Consider the following 15,048-nt stretch of genomic DNA (forward strand, 5'->3'; position numbering starts at 1 on the left):
CAATTGTTACAATGACAGGCAGCTATTGAATATACCAAAAAGCCTACTTTGACTGCTGGTAACACAACAGCAAAGAAGCACTATTGCACAGGCAACTTAATGATTATTTCAAGCCCGCCACAACTGCGCTTAGCGGCAACAACTCTACCGCTTACAGCACGCAATTGCCGACCTGCCAACGCCAACCCAAGAGCGCAACCGGTGCGATTAATGGCGCCTGAGGTGCAAGACGCTGTGATGTCTGGTTCTATTAAGCGCGAGGCTTCCACTCTAAAAAAGGGCTCGAATATAGCCTCTAACAGCGCTTCAGGCACCCCGGGTGCCGCGATCTTGTACCACCAGCGCATAATGCGTCTTTTGTTGCTCTAAGCGCACTAGGATAGTGTAGATTTACCAGACTATGGCGCAATGCATTACGAATCACATTTTCAATCGCTTGACCCACCGCACGGTGATTAGAATTCATTAAAGGGGCTGCATAATATGGCGATACAATAGCAAAGCCAAAGCACTCAGCAGTAACATCGGCAACAATACCCAGCACAAAAATCCAACTAATTTTCCACAGCAAACCCCGACTCATGTCAAACGATAACCAGCACCGTGCACAGTCTGCAGGCGTGTACCTTGCCACCCACCTTCATTGAGCTTACGTCTCACTCGACTCAAATGCATATCTAAACTCCGATCATAAGTCCCCAAAGCTTTATTAAGAACTTGCCGAGAAAGGTAGGCTTTAGTTAACATTGTTCCTTTTTGCGTGCCTAGCTCCCACAATAATTTAAACTGCGTCGAGGTCAGATGAATATCGTTTCCACCAATACAAGCCGTTTGCGACACGCTGTCTAAGACTAAAGAATCAATCATGACTTGACTATGATGATGTACAAATTGTGGCTGCGCACGGCGCAATAAAATTCCTACACGTAACACAAGCTCAGTAGGGTTAAAAGGCTTAGAGACATAATCATCAGCACCCTCACGCAAGCACATAATACGCTCTTGCTCTGCACCTTTAGCCGATACAACAATGACAGGGACTTGACTTGTTTTTCGCAACATAGCAAGTAGCGTCATACCGTTATGCATAGGTAGCATTACATCCAAAAGAATAAGCTGGAAACACTCTTGCATTGCCGCGATCAATCCTGAATCACCATTAAAGCAAGACTCCACTTGATAACCAGCACCCACCATAAGCTCTTTCATTTGCCTATTAAGGGCTGGGTCGCCTTCAATAATAAGAATTTTTGATACTACCGACATAAAAATCTTACTCTATTGTAAAATCAATATTCCTATTATGATCTCACAGTAGAGTAAGACTTTTCATGGTGTGTACTGACATACAATTATTGGGGTTGATACTGTACTCAAGAAAATAATATTTTGAGTAACGCCATTTAAGCGCAAAGGGTGCGAGGCAAGCTAAGCTCATCATCAATCGGCGCTTCATGAATACATGTTGATAAACCCATTTCATTTAAAATACTTAAAAAAGGCTCCGGTTCTAACTCTTCCACATTCACCATCGTTTTAATATCCCAGTCCCCTCTTGCAATTAATAATGCCGCTGCGACCGGCGGCACACCTGCAGTAAAAGCAATCGCTTGCGAGCTAACATCATGATATGCCTCTTGATGATCACAAATATTGTAAATGAATACTTCTTTAGGTTTTTTGTTGTAAGTGCCTTTAATAAGAGTACCTATACATGTTTTTCCTATATAATTAGGTGCCAAACTGGCAGGCTCAGGTAAGCAGGCCTTAAGCAAATGCAACGGTACAACGTTTTACCCCCCTGGTATTTGTATTTTTTGGTGATTAAGCAACCCTACATTTTTAAACACATTTAAGCAGTTAATGTAATGATCACTAAACCCCATCCAAAACCGAACAGACTTTACACCCGCAATATTAATCGATAATGAATGCACCTCATCGTGCCCCATAAGATATAATTTATGCAATCCCACCTCGGGAAAATCATATTCCATCGCACGAGAATGATGCTTATAGGTACGCCATTGGCCATCCTCCAAACAGCCCGCATCTTCAATAATTTCTCGCAGATTAATCTCTGGATCGAAATTAGTCGAAAAAAAACGTTCATGATCTCCAGCATTAACATCTATGATATCTATACTATCTATTACATCAAATTCCTTTTTCTGGGCATAAGCGCAATATGCGTTGACAACTCCTGGGTCAAAGCCTGCACCCAAGATTGCCGTCACGCCTTTTTCTTTACAGTGCTGTCTTTTTTTCCATTCGAAGTTAGCATACCAAGGATAAGGTGCGTTCATTACATCATAATCTTCATGCACAGCAGTATCTATATAAGCAGCGCCCGTTTCAATGCAGGCATCAAGAATAGACATATTCACAAAGGCAGTGCAGACATTAATAACAATATCGCTACCCGAATCAACAATCAAAGAAATAACATCTTGCGTATCACAAGCATCAACTTGAGCAGTATAGATATAGCACTCATTAATATTATTTTTATTTTTTATATTATCTAAAATCGAATGACATTTTTCGATATGATGAGAGGCAATGCAAACATCCGAAAATACCTGGCTATTTTGCGCACATTTATTAGCCACGACAGCACCTACAGCACCAGCGCCTATGATAAGAATTCTTTTTTTCATAGTGACCTCCTAAAGGCTTGTTAAGCAATTAATTATGATAAAAAGTCTCTAAAATCTTCATAAGAGCTTTCTTGTGATTGACGCACATTACCCCCTAAATCTTTATAACAAATAGAGGGCATCTTTATACCATTAAAAAAATTCCAGAAAAACACGTTCTACCGAAAACGCGATAAACCGTCTTACCTTCAAATAACATACGAGTAATATCTACCTCGTCAATCACTTCTGCACCTTCTAGCTTAGGCGAAAATTGATAAATTAAAGCATCTAAAGCATGCGTTTCAACGCCGGCATCAACAATGAGTGTAAGCAATTCATTTTCAATAACATCTAATATTTTTACGATTAAAGATGTCGAATTTTTAACAGCAGTCTCACCGGGATCTAAATAAATTTTCACTGCATACTTATCTGAAAATTTATTGGCACGCACACCTAGGCGAGAATAACGAGAAATTATATCGCTTAGCGAATAAAATGAATGGTCAACCTCTGGGTTTAACCTTAACCCCAGAGAAATATTTTTTGTCAAATTTTTAAAACGACTTAATTGACTAATTGAGTTAAAGATAATCTTGTCACAGTATTGAGTTATCTCTTTAATTTCATCATCATAAGCGACACTGTAGCCGTGATTTTCACCGCCAAAATTTTCAAATCCTAGGCGCGCCTCATATAAGTTACTACTTGTTGTACCATCCATATACTGACTCATAAAATCAAAAGTACACCAAGAAGAAAAGTACTTGAGTGCCAGTACCGATTTAGCACCGGAGTATTCACGAATATAACGCATAATCTCTATTGCCGGCAACATTCGCTTTTGATCAATCAAATAATATGGCGTAGATATTGTCATAAAATGACCCTATACTGCAGATATTAAAGAGTGATCGTTTTTGCTAATAAAATTTTTATTGCTATAGCCATGCATAATAAGCTGTTGCTTATCATGCTCTAACGTCGGAATAACGGAAGGGCCAAACCACTCCAAACTAGCATCAAGAGATTTCCATAGACTCCCTCTACTATTTTTTAAGGCATCTAGAAATTTTGGGAAATCATATTCACCCTCAAATAAATTAACCATACCTTCGCGGCTTCCTGCTGGAGCATATACATTATCCGGATTGAAAACATTTAACAGTGAGCGATGGGCAATATTTTTTAAATGAAGGTGCTCAATAAATGGAGACAGTGTATTCACTGCTCTGATAGGATCAGCACCAGACTCCCACACGTGAATAACATCAAAATTAATACGCAAAGCAGGGTGATTAACCTCGTCAATCAATTGCAATGTAGACTCTAATGAGTCTGCCAATGAATTGGGGTGCGTCTCTACTATCAAATACAAACCAAAATTTTGCACCACATTGCAAAGTGATTTTAAACGCTTGACCCAGTCTTGACGCTGCTGTTTAGTTATTTTTTCACTGGCTTTAGACCCCGCAAAAGTACGCAGTTTAGACGCCCCCCAATAATGACATAATCGAGACAATGACTCTGCTTTTTCTACAGCCTCTTGGTGATCACCCTCTAATACCAAATAGTCACTAATCATTGATACATTAAGATTTTGTGATTTTAACCAAGAAAAATCACACTCTAAATCGTCAACCATATTCGCCGCATGAACCCCCCATAACTCTATCCCTTTAAAATCATTATTTTTTGCCCACAAAGCAATTTTCTTGAACGATATCAACTGATGTCTAAAAGAAATAGTGCATACATTTAATTTCATGGCGTACTCTGCGTTTCATTATGTGATTGGTATGAGAGAACATTTTTCTTGCACCAGATAAGGTAGACCGCATATAGCTGGTTCTTCAAATTAAACTCACGTGCATCTTGCTGATCTAAAAGACCAAAAATATTTTTAGCTATCTCTCGATTTTTAGTGAATGACATCTTTATTGCATGAAATTGAATAAGCTTATAAGTTTTAGCGAGATCATCTATCACATCACACCAGTGATCAAATTCTGACTCAGGCAATAATAATTCACGCCAAAAAAATGCAAAACCATGCTCATAAGCATATTTTCTAGGTGCCAATATAGATAGCTCTTCAATTGCTTTTGCTAAATGATTAAGCGGTAGATCATCACCCAACTTATTAACACCATCCAAATGCGCCTTAACTACTGCACGAACAGCATCAGTAACAGGATTAGAATCTATTAAAAAACCACTTTCAAAATATTTTTTGATAGCTTCAGGTGTTGTAGGAGAGGCACTTTTATCAGAAAAAATATAGCCGCCAGATACCGTAGGCTTATTAACAGCATTGATAATTTCATCTTTGCTGGCTATGCCTTCCCAGCGATAGTCAGGGTCATACACCATCCACTCATCAGGATTATTTGTTGGACCTAACATCAAATAATGCGGGAAAGGATCTTTATTAAATTCATTATCTCGATTAGGCAGGTGATACATATCTAACATCACCATAATATGCTGATCTTCTGTTCTATTTTCTACCAATGAAATCAATGTATTAATGTTATCTTCTTTCGTTCTATCCGGTTGATACCACGCCTTGACCTTCATACCATAAAGATATTCATAACTGTCCACAAAGTGAGAATGATCAATGGCATCACTGTGATATTTTAAAATGAAATTATCATCAATGCATACCTCGGCATCCCATACCGAAAAATAAATAATACGATGGTCCAAACCTGGTTGACGTTTAACGATCTCACTTAAATTGCTCGCGACGCAATGTACTTTAAGGTCCTCATAAACTTCAAGCCCCTTCTCGATAGAGGGAAAATTTTGAGCTCTATAGGTACTATTAACAACCTGCCTAACTGTTTCAAAGCTTTCATTAATGAGTGTTTCCTCAGGAATGCTCAAGTTGTATTCCACATCCAAGTACATCAATAACTGCAAAAGTAGTGATGAATCGAGTGCTAAATCATTAATAAAATGAGCATCGCTATTAAAATACTTTAAATTGGGATGAGCCATTGACTCACTTAACACCTTAAAAATACAAATAGCAATTTGCTGTTTAGTCATAAATACATCCAAGTTATAAGTCTAATATTATTGAATTTATGCTAGTGAATCAGCTATTTTATTACGGCTAACTTTACCATTGGGTAAGCGCGGAATCTCATCAACACTAGAGATAACCATAGGTATTTGATGACTAGATAAACGAGATTTGCACCATTGCCTAATTTCGCTATTTAGCAACTCAACATCAGAAACATAATTTAAGCACACCTGATCATGCCCTAATGCATGCTGTCGCTTAAAAACAACAACATCAAGTATATTGGGCATTCCTAAAATGATATTTTCAACTTCACTAGGATATACGTTAAAACCGGACACATTAATCATATCGTCGATACGAGAAGTAAAATGTAAAATATTATTACTATCAAAAAAACCTAAATCACACGTTGAAACCTTATTGCCATCCGGTAATGTAGCTACTATTTCTTTTGGAGTATCGCTATTGCTACCCGCATAAATTTTCAAGTGAGGTAAAACATTACCTACTTCATTTTCAGAAGAGATGTTTTTCGCTAAAGAAATACAGCCCACTTCAGAGCATCCATATTGCTGGTATATATTTAATACTTTAAGCTTAAGATTTTCAAAAAATGGTTTTTGCATGACACTACCTGAAGTCATGACCGCTTTTATTGGAGCATTACCTTCTACTAACATTGCTATAGAACCCAATAAAACAGGAGAAGAGTACACAATATAGCTTTCTAATGACTGTATTCGTTTAAGAATATATTTGGGATTGTTATTGCTTACAATAACTGGATGAACACCTCTCTTTAACGCAACAAGCACACCACAGATCAAACCGTACGAGTGATTAACGGGGCAGGCCACGACAGGTATCATGCTATTGCCTTCAGGAAAAGCCTCCGTGATGTAACTTGATATTTCTAAATCAATACTGGACCAGCTTCTCTCTATAATTTTTGGATCACCAGTAGTGCCCGAACTCATCTGTATCAATGATCCAGAAAACACCTCGGTAGCATCCATCAACATCTCATAATGATCATCAGAAGCAATAGCGTCATCCCCAAATATAAGATATTGACACTGCGCAAGCTTGGCTCTTTCTTGTGCTGCCGCCAGAGGAGTATCTATAGGTAATGGAAACACAGCACCACACTTTTTCTTAATATACAAACACAGCGCAATCCAAGTAGCAATATCACTCATGCACACCGCTATACGCCGACCCTTACACTGAGAAATGATACTATGCTGATCAAAAGCAGTATTACAGCGCTCGAAAAAATTTTCATCAAAAAAACAATCATTAACGTAAATCAAAATTTACTCCTAAATATAAAATCGTTAAGAAATAGAGTTGTTTATTGTGTGAGAATAATATTCTAGTCCATCACCATTCTTTATTTTTTTAATCAGTAAGGATTCAACTAAAATATTAGATTTAAAAGCACCTATTTTTTTAATTCTTTCTGGATCTGTTATTCCTAGGCGCTCATACTCGTCAAGAGATTTTCTCACTCTGGACCAAAACTTTACTTCAGAATAATATTTAGTGCGCTCAAGTAAAAAAGATAATTCAGATAAATTATAAATAAATACAGTATCCATAAATAACTCTGATAAAGACTCTACAGAGCTCATCCGATAACCTTCATTATCAGGAATAATCTTGAAATATGGATCCACACTCTCAAGATCAGGTTGACAGCTTGGATTCCCTAAAAAATCAGAGACATACTCAGTTTCTTCATGGAAATCACGCATCGCAATTTTTTCTGGCCAACCATCTCTATGAACTAAAATCAAATTCTGAGCATGAGACTCAAAAGCAATACCTTGATTAACTAAAAGATGCCAAATAGGTATTAACATGACATCAAGCAATTTATCTAACCATGCCTCTACGCCATAACGCTCAATCCACTCTATAACAAAAGGCTGGCCATCAGACTCTATAAGCATTAACGCTGTAAAAGGTACTGCACTATCGCCATCATTTAATTGATCAACAACACTTTCTCGATATATTGCACCAATACGGCCTTGTAAAAAATCTATTTCTTTTTCTTGTTCTGTCGTAGCATCTGACCTAACAATAGGCTCATACAAAAGGCCTGCATACTCTTTTAATAAAATGACATTACCTCTTGATTTAAGAAAATTATCATTTTCAACAATATCGCCTAACCATTTAGAAATAACCGGAGCCGAACAAACAAAATGCGGCTGAAGATTACGGTGTGAAGAGGTACTAATAACATCTAGAGGCATTTTAATATTAGCTTTATGTGGCTGAGTCACATTAACTAATGTTCGCAAAGACTGACTTGCCTGATAGAAATCACCTACAGCACCTAAATAAATTATTTCATTTTCTTCTATTTTTTTAGACAATCCATTATTTAATATTTTTTTAAATTGCCAAGGGTGTATAGGCACTAAAGAGTACTGATCCCAAGAAGCTTTACAATCAATAAGTTTTTTTGTTAAATAATCATAATTAATTTTACCAATTTCATCTACCCAAAAAACAGATTCATCAATAGGTAGATACTGGTTTAAAACATTTTTAGAAACAGCCAACCAATTCAACTGAAAATGATTGCCTGCCTCAGGGCCATACTGCTCATGATCCTCCACACTAAAGCCTGTTCTAGTTTTAAAACAGGGGTGATACAAATGACCCTCATGAATAGCCGATTCTAAATCTTGAAAAGAAAGGTTTCGCCTAACAATAGAATATACCGACAAGTGATCGAAATTCCATTGGCACAATTTATTTGTTTGATCCAGTTCAGAGAAAATTCTTTTTTTATCGGAACTCCCCATCGGCAAAGAGCCTATGAGATTTAATAGTGTCAAAACAGAATAACCATCTTCATGAAAAACTTTAACCGAACCTTCAGCTATCCTAATACGATCAAATGCCTTTACAGTCCCTAAGCAATGAATATTCAAATTACCGATATTAAAATTAAAAAATCTATCATATATACTTTCAAACCTCTCATCATAAATTTTATTTTCTTTCCTTAAATTAAACGTAAAAGATACTATTTTTTCAAATAAAAGCGCTTCAATGAACTGCCTAACGACTCGCTGCTCAATGAAATTTTCAGCATTTTCACTGGAAAAATAAAATAATAAAATTTGTTTGACATTAGAAAAAATACGGTTATTTTTATCTATTTTTTTATCATTGACTATAGGCAAATCATAGACAACATCATTAATATCATATGGCATAGCAATCTCTTTTATCGTTAAAGTTAGTAACAACACCCAAATCTAAAACCTCTATGGAAGTAACAGATGATTGACTATGCAAAGGGTTATTTAGTGTCGCGTAAACTTTTCTTTCCATACCTTCGTGCAGTTCGTCAATATCATGAACCCTAGCCAATAAATTTGTTTTATATGATAATTTATTGCAAGATAATATATGATCAACAAAATAAAGGCCCACTCCCTTCAACTTGCTTTTAATAGAGATAAGAAGCTCTCGTATTTTAATGAGTAATACTTTCTCTTCAACTAAATCATCAGCCCCCATTCTATAAACAATAGAAAACAATTGATTAATAAAAATATAATAAGATATAGCCTCAAATATCACTTCATCTTGATAAAAAATATCAGACATTGCAGACATTTCATCTATCACTGATAATTCTTTTTTATGCGTCAAAGACAAATAAAAACCTTGATTATCTCTATAATAATATTTCCGTGGGTAGCCACCAGAGATATCCAATAAGCTATTTTGCTGATGAGCTTCTAATGCAATGCCATGCTGGTCATACAGCAAAATTAACGGTTCAATTGAGCAGTACCAATATTTTGAAAACCAATCTAATGCTACAGCTTTATGGGTGCGACCTTCACTTTTAGCAATATCAAAAATAATATGCTGCAATAAACTTTTCACCTTCAAATCACAGCCGCTACTTAATGGATCTTGAGCTAAAGCAAGAATCGAAACAACGCCGCTACCAGCTTCACCACTAAAAATATTGCGGCGTAATATCACCTCAAAACCTGACTCTACATTTGGCTGATCTGGACGCTCTATAGTGATGTAAGCGGGATCATCAACAATACCAAAAGATGGGTTTTCTTTTAAAAATCCTGATTTCCTAAGATAGCGCTCTACCGCCATACCATCTTCTAGCTCATCACGCATATTACTGCGCAATGAATTAGTTATTTTTACAGGTATAGAAAACTTGTACATCCACTGAGCTTCTCTATGAGTAACCGTTCGCACTGAAGATGTCGGTGTGAACTCAACGCCTAACGCGCCAAGATCAATAATTTTTTCTTGCTCTAAAAGCTCTAATACCCAAGGCTGCAACTTCAAAAAACAAGCCTGCAATGGGTGTATAGGAATCAAAAAATGATGCTCGGGGATATCCAATTTAACAGTAGAATGTAAATCTTTTTTTATAATATCACTTGCTTTATGTTTTAGTACTGAACCCTGCTTGATAAGATTTTTATCTACAGAAAAATAATGTAATTTAAATTTTCCATTAGCTTCAGGAGAATAAGCATTTAACGCCCAAAAAGCCATACCCTGCCTACTTTTTGGTGTAGGGTGAAGCCAATGACCGTATAAACTTGACTGCTCAGTCAGTAAAAAATCGACACTGTAAAGCTCATCATCATATGACCGTGAGGATATAAATTTAGCCATCACCTGCGCACTATCAACTAGCCTAGCTAAAAACTCTATTTCATTTTCTTTTGATTTTTCTATAGCATTATCACTATTAATGCTACCTTCTATACTACTTCTAAATGATTGATAAATATCATGTATTATAATCTGTAAAATAAATAGCGGGTCTGATTCAGCCCACTCACTATCAATAATTAAATTACAAGGTTTTGAAAAAATACGCTCAAAGTGATGGCATCCAACAACAGAATAATAAGCAACTTCCATAACAATAGAGAACCTAGAAAACGGAAGCTCTAACACTAAAAAAGAATTTTCTGAATTTTTCTTATCATCTAAAGCTTCATGGGAAGACAACCAATGACCTGAATCAAATTCGCGAAGATAGCAGTTTATAAACGCTTGAAACAATGCGCGATTAGCCATAGCTCTTGGGGTAGATGCCATATTTATACCAATATAAAATATATTAATTATTTGATAGAGGTATAAATATACATGTAAATGATTCCTATTTTCATCAGATTTACATTTGTTACAGTTTGCTATGCTGGCACTTAGGCAGGGTTGTTAATATGCACCATAAATCAAGTAATAAAATAAATAGCAAAGAAAAACTATTAGCAAGGCAGAGTAGATATAAAAAATAGATTGGAAAATATATAGCTTTTTATATATTATTTATTTAAATATCCATGATGAAAGTAAAAATTTATAGCGTTTAAGCAACAATATTTTAAGCGCATAAAACACTCGCAAAAACCTAAGTATAGCGGCTGATGCCAGAATGGCATATTCATCGCGCCAGGCGACGAAATTATTCGCGGATTATATTCGTAAAATAAGTACTATTCAGCGATACCGAAATTGGGCACTCATGAATTATTGTCTGGGTTGTTCAAGCCATCCATGGGCGCTACATAAGCACTCCCGGCGCTTAAATTCCTAGAAAATAACCCTTCCGTCACCTATCAGGTTATTTTTTCAGCTTGACTGAATAGTGACGAAAACATCAATACATCAGCAATACTGTCTCCTTGTATTTTTCTCAAAAAAACAAATCAATCTGCATCTGCAATACTATTTCATCACTACATTATCATCGCCGAAAAGGCACACAAATGATAGCCTCTCTTAATCACTTAACTCATGCAAAGATATTGTTTTTAAATTGCCAATAAAATCGCCCTGCATCTCAATCACGGATTTTTATAGTTGACCTATTCACTCTTAATCAATATTAAATCATCTAATAAGTAACTATTATCTAATAGATAGATATCATATAAAAAATATTATTTACTATTAAATTATAGCCTTCTTAATTTCAGAAGGACGATAACGATAAATAAAAAATACAGCCACAGAAAAGGTAAGCATTTCAGCCAAAGGTAACGCATATAAATAAGTATTACCTTTAAAAAAATAATAAATAATTAATGCCAATATAATGGGCAAAAATAACGAGCGTAGCAACGCTATAACAGTTGAGTGCAAAGGCTTTTGAGCGCATGTTAAATAGGCACATATCAACACATTAAATCCGTTAAAAATAAATATAGGCCAAATTAAAAATATGAATTCAGATACTAAATCGGCAACGACTACAGCCTCATCTTTAAGAAAAAATTCTACAATATTTATTCTAAATATAAAAATCGACGATAAAAATAAAAGGCTTAGAATAGAGATGGAAAAACCAGCCAAACACATAAAATCAAAGACCCTAGAAAACCGTCTAGCGCCAATATTAGGAGCCAATATTGCATGCATGGCATCAACAATACCATAGTATGTCATTAAGCTCACAAAAATAAGATAATTAATGACGCTAAACGCTGCAATTCCTTCAACTCCACTTTGCGTATTAACAATCCAATGAAGAACCAATATAACAACACCAATAGAAAACTCATTAACAAATTCAGAAAACCCATTGTATGCCGTATGCAGCAGTTCTAGCCACGATGTTTTAGGCCACACTATATTTAGCCGATGCTCTTTCATAAAGAAATATCGAGCCAGCAGTAAAATCTGCATAGATTGCGCTATAAAAGTTGCCCAAGCAGCGCCTTGTAGCCCCCAATTAAAATAATACACAAAAACGCTATCGAGTATTATATTAACCACTGCTCCGAGTAGCAAAGCATGCATGCCTAGCTCCGGATAATCATCGGCGCGCAAAAAATAGTATAGAACCAAACCACAAAGCTGCACCACCGTAGAATATATTATGACGTTGAAATATTCATTCATCCAAGGGATAAGTTCTGGATCTGCACCCAGAATGAGAAATAACGGCTGAGCGAAAAATAAAGCTATAGGCACCGTACACGCGGTTATTATAAAAACAGCCATCAGCGTTTTGCTAAAAATTTCAGAGGCTAAACGATACTCTTTGGCGCCAATATAGAGCCCCGCTTTAATAGCGCCACCTACTGCTAGCATTAGCGCTATACCAAATAACAATGAAAAGAATGGCATAAGCAGGTTAATAGCTGCTAAAGCTTCAGTACCCACATAATTACCAATAAAAAATCCATCAATTAAACTGGCTGTTGATATTGCCAATAAACTAAGGATAGAGGGAATAACATAGCGAAAAAAAATGCGTATAACTGAGTGGCTATGAAAACTGGGTGAAGAGACTTGACTAGACATGAATTCAACTACTTTACGGTACATGAAGCGGTATTAATATTAATCAACCCTAGGCAGTAATAAATAATCAACAAGGCCGTTTAGGCCATCTATAACTTAATGCTCCTCGACTGTATGCTTGCAAAATTTTGCCCTTTATTTTTCGCTTTCTTTTTCTACAAAGTTCGCCGCTTAAACATCCAGATAATAATCTGTCAGTATCCTATTAAGTACTTTTTAATTTTTTGGACAGTGGCACAATGATGACTAAAAAGAATTAAATGATTTAACTAAGACCAAGTAACAGTAACGCCTTCTTTGCTGGCAAATCGATCAAAATGCGATTTAATAACATCCATTAATTCTTTTAGCTCATCTACAGAAGGTGATGCGCATTCTATTCGTAATAAATTTTTCTCTATGAATATTTTACACACACCAATACTAAAAGTCATAACTGTCGCTTTCTCTGTATATTGAACATCAATTTTATGAGAAAAATGACGTGATAATTTGGCCATAAGAAATCCAGATTTTTCAGACGAAACATATGCTGTAGCTTGATTTATTTTTTGATAATTCATCATTTATCACTTTAAAATTATTTATCATAAAACGCGCCATAGTACATGCCAGTTAATGCCAAATTAACAGCGATAGTATTATGGCGAGTATTGAGCTGACTAACAAAAGGCGTAACCTTGCCCCCTGACTGTTTTAATACGATCAGCAGCGAAGCCTATGGTTGATAATTTTTTTCTTACTCGGCTTAAATGCATATCAATAGCGCGATCAAAAGCACCATACTCGCGCCCTAGCACTCTCTGATAGGTATAGGGCTTACTCAGTATTCGGCCTTTATACAATACCAGTAGCCATAGCAGTTTAAATTCCACCTGTGTGACCACGAGCTCTTCGCTACCAATATTAATCGTTTGAGTCTGAGGGTCTAGACTCATGCCAGCTTCAGCAATCAATGACTTACATGTTTCATAACTATTTACACGCCCCACAACACCATGAAGTGATCGCTTTAAAATAGCTTTAACCCTAAGCTCAACCTCTATGGGGCTATAAGGCGAGGCAATGCAGTCATCAACACCCAGTTGCAGGCATTCGATACGTTCACAATGAGATTCCCCCACCCCCAGAACAATCAGTGGCTTATCGGTTATCAGTCGTACCATTTTCAATAGCTTTATATTCGGTGCTTTAAGCTCTATGAGTACTAACTCAAAGGAGTCTAAAAGACGAGTAAACGACGTACTATTATCGATACTCTGTAAAGGTTTAACCTCCACACTGTAGCCCTGCACATTGAATAGGTCGATTAATCGCTGAGCACGCATATTGAGAGGATGCCCCAAAAATAATACTCTCGCGCTCACATTCGGCTTACTGACATGCATAATCTATTTAATCCGTAAAAAGAACACCTTGCAAACAGTAATAATTCTCATTACTATTGTCAACAAAAATTAACACCTTATTCCTTTGCGTTACATTTGTTACAACAACGAGTGATGAACAACACAAGTTTTAGCTTTTTTGGCGTGCTAATACATAAGGTGAACAAAGAAAGTTATTATTTATTAAGAGGAATGATCCATTGAAAATTTTTTTAAAAATAATCATAACCACTACTTTATTGACGGCAGCCTTAAGTCAAGCAGAAGAAACAATGCCCGAATATGATCACTTTCAAGGTAAAGAAGTGGCTAACCTCAAAGAAGCTGTCATGTTCTTTAGCCAGCTAAACGCTAAAATAGCTGTCATCCTTAACAAGGGGGAGCCTACCTACGAAGATATGCATAAAATACATGAAATGACTTATACACTCGAAAATGCATTGGCAAAAATTAATACGGAAATGGCCGCGCTGGCCCCTCAGCTCGAAAAGCTGCATAAGGCCTCTGAGCACGGAAAAATAAAGGAGTCTTTATACGAAGGTCAAAAATACTTGGGAATAGCTACTCATATCATCCCTTGAAAATAGGAGTATTGCCGCGTGCCTTGAAAGGGGACGAGGATTACGCCCCTCCCCAACCGAAC

The 15,048-nt window shown here is 36.4% G+C and carries 12 protein-coding genes and 1 pseudogene; 1 reads left to right on the plus strand and 12 read right to left on the minus strand.

Annotated features, from left to right (window positions below; genetic code table 11):
- Nucleotides 1-80: 80 nt before the first annotated feature.
- The 12 genes and pseudogenes from AC438_RS01225 to AC438_RS01285 form a co-directional block, all read right to left on the minus strand.
- Nucleotides 81-347: an ATP-binding protein gene (locus AC438_RS01225; protein ID WP_156316957.1), complete on the minus strand. Its 267-nt coding sequence runs from the start codon at nt 345-347 to the stop codon at nt 81-83.
- Nucleotides 348-579: 232 nt separating this feature from the next.
- On the minus strand, nt 580-1,266 hold the full coding sequence (locus AC438_RS01235; RefSeq protein WP_053979467.1) for a response regulator transcription factor: 687 nt from the start codon (nt 1,264-1,266) through the stop codon (nt 580-582).
- 137 nt (nt 1,267-1,403) lie between these two features.
- Nucleotides 1,404-2,660 (minus strand): annotated as a pseudogene (locus AC438_RS01240) (saccharopine dehydrogenase family protein).
- Between the two features lie 124 nt (nt 2,661-2,784).
- Entirely contained in the window at nt 2,785-3,522 is a 738-nt protein-coding gene (locus AC438_RS01245; RefSeq protein WP_053979468.1) for a type III PLP-dependent enzyme domain-containing protein, read from the minus strand.
- A 9-nt stretch (nt 3,523-3,531) separates the two neighbouring features.
- Nucleotides 3,532-4,410, minus strand: coding sequence for a sugar phosphate isomerase/epimerase family protein (locus AC438_RS01250; RefSeq protein WP_053979469.1), 879 nt, complete (start codon nt 4,408-4,410; stop codon nt 3,532-3,534).
- A complete protein-coding gene (locus AC438_RS01255; RefSeq protein ID WP_053979470.1) occupies nt 4,407-5,699 on the minus strand; it encodes a DUF6005 family protein in 1,293 nt (430 codons plus the stop codon). The genes AC438_RS01250 and AC438_RS01255 overlap by 4 nt, the downstream gene beginning before the upstream one ends.
- Before the next feature lie 36 nt (nt 5,700-5,735).
- The gene (locus tag AC438_RS01260; protein ID WP_156316958.1) at nt 5,736-6,881 is read right to left on the minus strand and encodes an AMP-binding protein; all 1,146 of its coding nucleotides are present in this window, start codon (nt 6,879-6,881) and stop codon (nt 5,736-5,738) included.
- Between the two features lie 138 nt (nt 6,882-7,019).
- Complete coding sequence (locus tag AC438_RS01265) at nt 7,020-8,921, minus strand: IucA/IucC family protein (protein WP_053979472.1); 1,902 nt, start codon at nt 8,919-8,921, stop codon at nt 7,020-7,022.
- Nucleotides 8,911-10,803, minus strand: coding sequence for an IucA/IucC family protein (locus AC438_RS01270; protein WP_053979473.1), 1,893 nt, complete (start codon nt 10,801-10,803; stop codon nt 8,911-8,913). Before AC438_RS01270 ends, AC438_RS01265 begins: the two co-directional genes overlap by 11 nt.
- A gap of 858 nt (nt 10,804-11,661) precedes the next feature.
- A complete protein-coding gene (locus AC438_RS01275; protein ID WP_053979474.1) occupies nt 11,662-13,041 on the minus strand; it encodes an MATE family efflux transporter in 1,380 nt (459 codons plus the stop codon).
- 245 nt (nt 13,042-13,286) lie between these two features.
- Nucleotides 13,287-13,583, minus strand: coding sequence for a DUF2218 domain-containing protein (locus AC438_RS01280; protein WP_053979475.1), 297 nt, complete (start codon nt 13,581-13,583; stop codon nt 13,287-13,289).
- Between the two features lie 96 nt (nt 13,584-13,679).
- On the minus strand, nt 13,680-14,345 hold the full coding sequence (locus tag AC438_RS01285; RefSeq protein ID WP_162230672.1) for a response regulator transcription factor: 666 nt from the start codon (nt 14,343-14,345) through the stop codon (nt 13,680-13,682).
- Between the two features lie 260 nt (nt 14,346-14,605).
- Between AC438_RS01285 and AC438_RS01290 the strand changes: the two genes are divergently transcribed.
- A complete protein-coding gene (locus AC438_RS01290; RefSeq protein WP_053979477.1) occupies nt 14,606-14,986 on the plus strand; it encodes a DUF6746 family protein in 381 nt (126 codons plus the stop codon).
- Nucleotides 14,987-15,048 lie beyond the last annotated feature (62 nt).

The organism is Marinagarivorans algicola, from assembly GCF_001292705.1.
Lineage (GTDB): Bacteria > Pseudomonadota > Gammaproteobacteria > Pseudomonadales > Cellvibrionaceae > Marinagarivorans > Marinagarivorans algicola.